This is a genomic window from Streptomyces sp. NPDC054783 (assembly GCF_053611725.1).
The window spans coordinates 242,046-249,053 of the sequence record NZ_JBSHAY010000009.1; the positions used below are offsets into that span (position 1 = coordinate 242,046).

Below are 7,008 nucleotides of genomic sequence, written 5' to 3' on the forward strand. Positions count from 1 at the left end.
GTCGTACGTTGGCAGGGTGACCCAGCACAAGCGCCGCGCTTCGGCGCAACAGGTGATACGCAAGCGGGCGGTCGTGGCCGCCGCGGTCGTCGGGACGGTCGCGATCGGCACGGGGGTCGGCGTCTGGGCCTCGTCGGGCGGGGACGGCGGGACGTCGCAAGGGGGTGCGCGGCAGTCGTCGTCCGGCCGGATGGCCGGTACCGCCTCCGGCGGGGCGGCCGCGCCGTCGGCGAGTCCGACGCCCGGCCGGTCCTATCCGCTCTCCCGGGCGCCGCGCACGATACCCGCGGTGCGGTCCCACACTCCGGCGCGCGGGCCCGGCTGGAAGCCGCAGAAGGCGGACCGGGTGGTGATCAGCGACGGGGAGCTGGCCGACGAGGGGCGGCTGGTGGCCGGGGAGCTGGGGCTCACCTACGCGGGGGAGAAGGACGACGTGCGGGCGGGGGACGTCCGGCTGGCGCTCGGTGGCGGGGGCGGGAACCAGGAGTCGTACGCCATGACCGTCCGCGACGGGCGGGTCGACATCAGCGGGCCCGGCGAGGCCGGGGTCTTCTACGGCACCCGCACCCTGAAGCAGGAGGTGCACGGCGGCGGCACGGCCCCGGAGGGGGTCGTACGGGACGAGCCGGCCAAGCCGGTGCGCGGCTTCAATCTGGACATCGCACGCAAACCGTACTCCGCGTCCTGGATAGAGGACCGAATACGGGAGCTGGGGGACCTGAAGTTCAACGAGCTGGGGCTGCACTTCTCCGACGACCAGGCCTTCCGGATCGAGTCCAGCACCCACCCCGAGATCGTCTCGCCGAACCATCTGACCAAGGCGCAGGTCAAGCGGATCGTGGACCTGGCGAACAGCCGGCACATCACCGTCGTGCCCGAGATCGACTCGCCGGGGCACCTGGGCGCCGTCCTCGCCGCCCATCCGGACCTTCAGCTGCGCAACGCGAGCGGGGTCGCCACCAAGGGCGCCATCGACATCTCCAAGCCCGCCTCCGCGAAGCTCGTGGACGATCTGCTGAACGAGTACGCGGGGCTGTTCACCGGCAGCCAGTGGCACCTCGGCGGCGACGAGTACCAGGCGCTGACCGTGAAGGCCCCCCAGGTCTCCTATCCGCAGCTCGCGGCCGCCGCCCGGCAGAAGTACGGCTCCGGCGGCACCGTCGCCGACCTCGCCACCGGCTGGCTGAACGACCGCGCCGCCACCGTCCGCGCCCACGGCAGGACCATGCGCGCCTGGAACGACGGCTTCTACCGCGGTACGTCCGTGCAGGCGGCCAAGGACCTCCAGGTCGCCTACTGGACCGGCAAGGAGATCGGCGCCCGGCAGCCGGTCGCGTACCTGAGCGCGGGCCGGAAGGTCATCAACTACAACGACGAGTTCCTCTACTACGTCCTCGGCCAGCCGCAGACCTTCGTCTATCCCACCGGGCAGCGGATCTACGAGCAGTGGAACCCGCGGGTGCTGCGCGGCACGACCGCCGTACCGGCGAGCTACGACGGCCAGATCCTCGGCGGGTCGTTCGCGGTCTGGAGCGACTTCCCGAACGCCCAGACCGAGGCCCAGGTCGCGGCCGGCATCCGGATGCCCCTGCGGGCCACCGCCCAGAAGCTGTGGGACCCGGGCGCGCCGGCGTTGTCCTGGACCGGCTTCCGGAACCTGGCGAACCGGCTGGGCTGACTTGGCTCAAAACATCCGCTGTGACACTCCCGCGCCGTATCACGCAGTAAAGGGAAGTGCGGGCTCCGTAACGGTCGGCGCCCCGGCGAGGGAGACAATTCATGAGCCTCGTGGAACGGATCGCACAGGCCGACGAACGCGGACTGGCCGCCAGTGGGCTGGCTTGTTTGGATCGGTGCCTGCCGCTGCTCGGCGCCGACGACGAGCTGCTGCGGCCGCTGTGGGCGAGCCTTGCCGACGGCTCGGACTGGGCCGCGAGCCTGGAGAAGGCCCGGGATGCCCTCGGCGCCGAGGAGCCCGGCGACGACGAGGCCGCGCGGCTGGCCCGCCGCATGCTGCAGGCGGCCCCGGCCGAGCGCACCGCCGACGCGGTACGGCCCTGGGCCGACGCCTGCTCGGTCGCATCCCTGCGCATACACCGGCTGCTCGACCCCGCCGCGGACGGTACGTCGGCGACCGAGGGACTCGACGCCGGGCGGGCCGGGGACACCGAGGATCTGCCTCCGCTGGTCGCGGCGGAGCTGCGCCGGCAGACGGCGGTGCTGGACCTCCTCGCCGAGCACGGCCCCAACGGCCTGCGCCGCGCCCTGGACCTGTCGATCGAGGGACGGCGGATCCTGCGCGCGGTGGTGTCACGGCGGGCCCGCAGCGGGGCCTGAGCAGCGCCGCGGCTACGGCGATCCGACGGTCAAACCCCTCTGTGTGCGCGAGTCCTGTGCCTGTCGTGCGGTGGACGTGGGGTAGTTCCGCGACGGTTGCCGATACGTTTCGGAATGGCGTGACGGATGATCGGTCCGGCTCGCTCTTCCCTATGTGACAGCCCAGTACGTGACAGCACAGCAGGAGACCAGGCCGCACGCCGCGGCGAAGCCCGTGCGGTGGGCCGCGGACGCCGTGGCGACCATGCGCGAGGGCGCGCGGGTGCGGCTCGACTACTCGGCGCAGAGCCTGTGGCGGGTGGACCGGATGATCGAGGAGATCCGGCGCGAGGGACCGCCGTACGCCGCCGTCGAGAGCGTGCTGCGCGGCTTCGGCGCCTACGCCGGTGAGGTGATCGTCCGGCAGAGCGGCGCCGAGTGGTGGACGACCGGCGGCGACCACTGGGTGCGCACCCCCGACGGCCGGCTCTGGGACCCCATCGAGGAGGCCCGGCGCGTCTACGACGGCCAGGGCTCGCTGCGCCTGCTCTGCCGGGACGCCACGGGCTCGCGCTGACGGCCGGCGACCCACCGGAGCGCCACTTCCGCCTTCGGCAAGGCACATCGCCTCGCTGTGACACTTCTGTGAGGTCCGACGCTGATCATCGTGGAGGGCGGAGACACGGCCGGAGCGTGTCGGACCGTGAGGGACGTGCCACGCAGTGGCCATGAACTCGGCGCGAACGAGGACGTCTTGGGCCAGGCAGGGGAACCCCGCCGCCCGCAGCCGCGGGACGGGGAGCTGGGTGCGGCCGTCGCGCTGGCCCAGGACGGCGACGAGACCGCCTTCGCGGTCGCCTACCGGATCGTGCAGCCCGGCCTGCTCGGCTATCTGCGGGGCCTGGTCGGCGAGGACGCCGAGGACGTGGCGTCCGAGGCCTGGCTGGAGATCGCCCGCGACCTGGGCCGCTTCAGGGGCGACGGCGCCGGCTTCCGCGGCTGGACCGCGACCATCGCGAGGTACCGCGCCCTGGACCATCTGCGCCGCCGGCGGGTACGGCCCCAGGCCGCGCCGCTGGAGCACGACGTGCTGGAGCTGCCCGGCCGGCTCGACACCCACGACCAGGCCGTGGAGTCGCTGTCGACCGCACGGGCGCTGGAGCTGGTGCGCACCCTGCCGCGCGACCAGGCCGAGGCCGTACTGCTCCGGGTGGTCGTCGGTCTCGACGGCCCGGCCGCCGCACGCGTCCTCGGCAAGCGCCCCGGTGCCGTCCGCACGGCCGCGCACCGCGGGCTGAAACGCCTCGCCGGGCAGCTGGGCGTCCGGGACGCGGCGGACCAGGGCGTGACGGACGGCGGCACCCGGACGCTGGGTGAGTCGACATGAACGGTCCCGGCCGCGAGCCGTATGGACACGGGAGGGCGGTCGGTCCCGGAGCCCGCACGAGGCCCGGGAGGCGGTACGTCTGCGGTGAGCCGGACGAGGGCGGGAACGGGCATGGGTGAACGGCGCAGCGGCGACGGCCCCTTCGGCCGCCGGCGCGCGCACCCCGGCGGCACCCTCTTCGCACCGGGCCAGGCCCATGCGGACCAGGCCGACGAGGACCGTGCGGACTCCCGGTTCGAGGAGCGGCTCGGTGCCGCCCTGCGTGCCCGCGGCGTCGACGCCGAGGCCGAGCGCCGGGCCGTGGCCGCCTTCCGCGCCGCCCACGCGACGCAGGCGTCCCGCGCCCGCACCCGGCGCCGGGACGACTGGCGGCCCGCCGCGCCGAGGCGTGCCCGGGTGTCGCTGAAGGCCGCGCTCTCGGTGGTGCTCGCGAGCCTCACGCTGGGCGGTGTCGCCTTCGCGGCGATCGGCTCCGCCGGATCCGGCACCCACGGCCGCCCCGGCACCTCGCATCCGGCCCACCAGCGGGCGAGCACCCCGCACCGGCCGTCCGCTCCCGGCACGTCCGCCGGGACCGTCGGGCCGCCGTCCGGCATCCCGTCCACGCGCCCGCACCATCCGGACACCGCCCGGGACACCGTGGCCCACTGCCGTACCTACGAGCGGGCCGGGGACCGGGGCGCCGCCCTGGACGCGACGGCCTGGCAGCGGCTCGTCGGGGCGGCGGGCGGCGAGGACAAGGTGGCGGCCTACTGCGCGGCCCAGATGAAAGCCGCACAGGGGAAGAAGAGCGACAACAGCGGCAACGGCGCCGGAAAAGGCGGCAGTTCGGACCGTAGGGCCCCCGGGAAGAAGTAGCCCTCGCCACCCGGGCGTACCGCGAAAGGCAACGGCCGGGGCCGCCACCCCCCACAGGAGAGGCCCCGGCCGTCGCGCTGACGGGCCGCGAGCGGCCCGTACTCTCTACAGCGCCGTGCGTGCTGTTTCTGTCACACCCGGCCACCGCCGAACCTCACCCTGCGCACATCCGCACCCGGTCACGAGTTAGTTGCATCTTCTACGGACATGGACGTGGAACGGTTTCACGCCGTAACGTGCCTTTCGCGCCGACCGGGACAGAGGCGTAAAGGGAGTCAGGTGCTGGGGGACGACGCGGAGCTGACCGCCGCGGTGCGATCGGCGCAGGACGGTGACGAGACCGCGTTCCGTACTGTGTACCGCGCGGTGCATCCACGGCTGCTCGGATACGTACGCACGCTGGTCGGCGATCCGGATGCCGAGGACGTGGCGTCCGAGGCCTGGCTGCAGATCGCCCGCGACCTCGACCGGTTCAGCGGGGACGCCGACCGCTTCCGCGGCTGGGCCGCCCGGATAGCCCGCAACCGCGCCCTGGACCACATACGCATGCGCGGCCGCCGTCCCGCCATAGGCGGCGACGAGACGGAACTGACCGGCCGGGCCGCCGAGTCCGACACGGCCGGCGAGGCCCTCGAGGCCCTGACCACCGACAGCACCCTCTCCCTCATCGCCCGGCTGCCCCAGGAGCAGGCCGAGGCGGTCGTCCTGCGGGTCGTGGTCGGCCTCGACGCCAAGAGCGCCGCCGAGACCCTCGGCAAACGCGCCGGTGCCGTCCGCACCGCGGCGCACCGCGGCCTGAAGCGGCTCGCGGAGCTGCTCGGCGACGATCCGGAATCGGCGGGCGTGCTCGACGCGCTCCCGCCCCAGCGAGAACCGCGCGGCCGCGCGGTGTCGTCCGCAACTGTGACGGATACGCGTGCGCGGACGCAGAAGGACATGTGATGGCCGACGAGCAGTACAAGTGGCTGAACCGTGAGACGGCGGAACGCCTGCTGCGCGGTGAGCCGCTGGAAGCCGTCGACGCCTCCACCCGTGACCAGGCCGAACGCCTCTCCCGGGCACTCGGCGCGCTGACCTCTCGGACGGCCCCCGCCACCGGTGAACTCGCCGGCGAGGAGGCCGCCCTGGCCGCGTTCCGCAAGGCCCGCGAGGCCGCCGTCGCCGAAGGGCCCGCCGTCGGCCGTGCCGAGGACACCTCCGGCCTGCCCGTGCCCGGCAGCGACGCGAGGCTGGTCCGCATCGCCGCCCCGGCCTGTACCGGAATGCCCGTCCGCCGCCCCCGCTGGGGCCGCCCCGTGCGGCTGGCGCTGGCCGCGGCGGTGGCCGTGGGCACGGTCGGCGGGGTCGCCGTGGCCGCCGGTACCGGGATGCTGCCCACGCCCTTCGGGCCCGAGCGCCCCGCCGCCTCCGTCTCCGCCGACCCCTCCTCCCCGACGCCGCTGGCCTCGGTGCCACAGGGCAGCCCGGGTGCGACTTCGGGGCCCGGCACGCCGAGCGGCAGCGCGGGCACGAACCGCGGCGGCACCTCCGGCGAGGCCGTGGTACCGGGCGACGGCAACGGCCGGAGCACCTCTCCCGGCACCGGCGACTCCTCCGGCACCCCCGGCGGCCGGTGGCGGGACGTGGCCTCGGCCTGCCGGGACATCCGCGACGGCAAGGAGCTGGACTCCGGCCGCCGGCGCGCCCTGGAGCACCTGGCGGGCGGCAGCGGCCGGGTGAGCCGGTACTGCAAGGTCGTCCTGGCCACCGTCGACTCGGCCGACGGCGCGGCGGGCGGCGGCAAGGGCGACGAGAACGGCAACAAGGGCAAGGGCAACGGAAACGGCCAGGGCGGCGACGAGGAAGGCAACCCCGGCCACGGCGGTGACGGTCACCACGGCTGGGGCGGCAACCCCGGCAAGGGCAACGGCGGCAAGGGCAACGGCGGCAAGGGCAACGGCGGCAAGGGCAACGGCGGTGGCAGGGGCCGGCACGGCGACGATGTCGCGCCCGCTCCCACGGCCTTCGCCCCGGCCCACCCCACCCGGACCACCGGCACCCGACTCGGCCCGACGCCGAGCCCGACGTACACCGCCCTCTGATCCGACCGGATCGGAGGATGATCCGGTCGGCCCGCAGTCCGCTCAGGCGGTCGGTGCACTCCCCCCTTCCCCTCCGTCCCCCCTTCCCCTCCGTCCCCCTTTACCCATCTGACCTGCGCTTTTGCGGGCCGCGAAAATTTCTTCGCGCGGGGTGTGACGTTTTTGGCACCCGGTACGCAGTACTGAGTGAGCCGACTGGTCATCGGCCGTCGCACTGAGCCGGGGTTCCCCCCGTACCCACGGCTCGTGCACCTGGCGCGGGGGGGGCCCCGGGCCCCCGGCCCCCCCCCCCCCCCCCCCCCCCCCCCCCCCCCGGGCCCCCCCCCCCCCCCCCCCCCCCCCCGCGGCCCCCCCCCCCCGGCTGGG

7 protein-coding genes are annotated in these 7,008 nt (G+C 74.7%); all 7 read left to right on the forward strand.

All coding sequences use genetic code 11. The features are described 5' to 3' along the window. The first annotated feature begins 16 nt into the window (after nt 1–16). The 7 genes from ACWGJ5_RS18815 (at nt 17) to ACWGJ5_RS18845 (ending at nt 6,642) form a co-directional block, all read left to right on the forward strand. Entirely contained in the window at nt 17–1,678 is a 1,662-nt protein-coding gene (locus ACWGJ5_RS18815; RefSeq protein ID WP_453310782.1) for a beta-N-acetylhexosaminidase, read from the forward strand. Between the two features lie 101 nt (nt 1,679–1,779). Beyond that, nucleotides 1,780–2,337, forward strand: a complete 558-nt coding sequence (locus ACWGJ5_RS18820) for a hypothetical protein (protein ID WP_453310783.1) — start codon at nt 1,780–1,782, stop codon at nt 2,335–2,337. Between the two features lie 169 nt (nt 2,338–2,506). Further along, a complete protein-coding gene (locus tag ACWGJ5_RS18825) occupies nt 2,507–2,893 on the forward strand; it encodes a hypothetical protein (protein ID WP_453310784.1) in 387 nt (128 codons plus the stop codon). Nucleotides 2,894–3,070: 177 nt separating this feature from the next. Beyond that, complete coding sequence (locus tag ACWGJ5_RS18830) at nt 3,071–3,703, forward strand: RNA polymerase sigma factor (RefSeq protein ID WP_453310829.1); 633 nt, start codon at nt 3,071–3,073, stop codon at nt 3,701–3,703. 111 nt (nt 3,704–3,814) lie between these two features. Beyond that, entirely contained in the window at nt 3,815–4,561 is a 747-nt protein-coding gene (locus ACWGJ5_RS18835) for a hypothetical protein (protein ID WP_453310785.1), read from the forward strand. A 279-nt stretch (nt 4,562–4,840) separates the two neighbouring features. Then, nucleotides 4,841–5,503: an RNA polymerase sigma factor gene (locus tag ACWGJ5_RS18840; protein WP_453310786.1), complete on the forward strand. Its 663-nt coding sequence runs from the start codon at nt 4,841–4,843 to the stop codon at nt 5,501–5,503. Beyond that, a complete protein-coding gene (locus ACWGJ5_RS18845) occupies nt 5,503–6,642 on the forward strand; it encodes a hypothetical protein (RefSeq protein WP_453310787.1) in 1,140 nt (379 codons plus the stop codon). Before ACWGJ5_RS18840 ends, ACWGJ5_RS18845 begins: the two co-directional genes overlap by 1 nt. Nucleotides 6,643–7,008 lie beyond the last annotated feature (366 nt).

Bases quoted from the DNA above. Each gene is read 5' to 3' on its own strand.
- ACWGJ5_RS18820 (WP_453310783.1), top strand. From the start codon at position 1,780: ATGAGCCTCGTGGAACGGATCGCACAGGCCGACGAACGCGGACTGGCC.
- ACWGJ5_RS18835 (WP_453310785.1), top strand. From the start codon at position 3,815: ATGGGTGAACGGCGCAGCGGCGACGGCCCCTTCGGCCGCCGGCGCGCG.
- ACWGJ5_RS18845 (WP_453310787.1), top strand. From the start codon at position 5,503: ATGGCCGACGAGCAGTACAAGTGGCTGAACCGTGAGACGGCGGAACGC.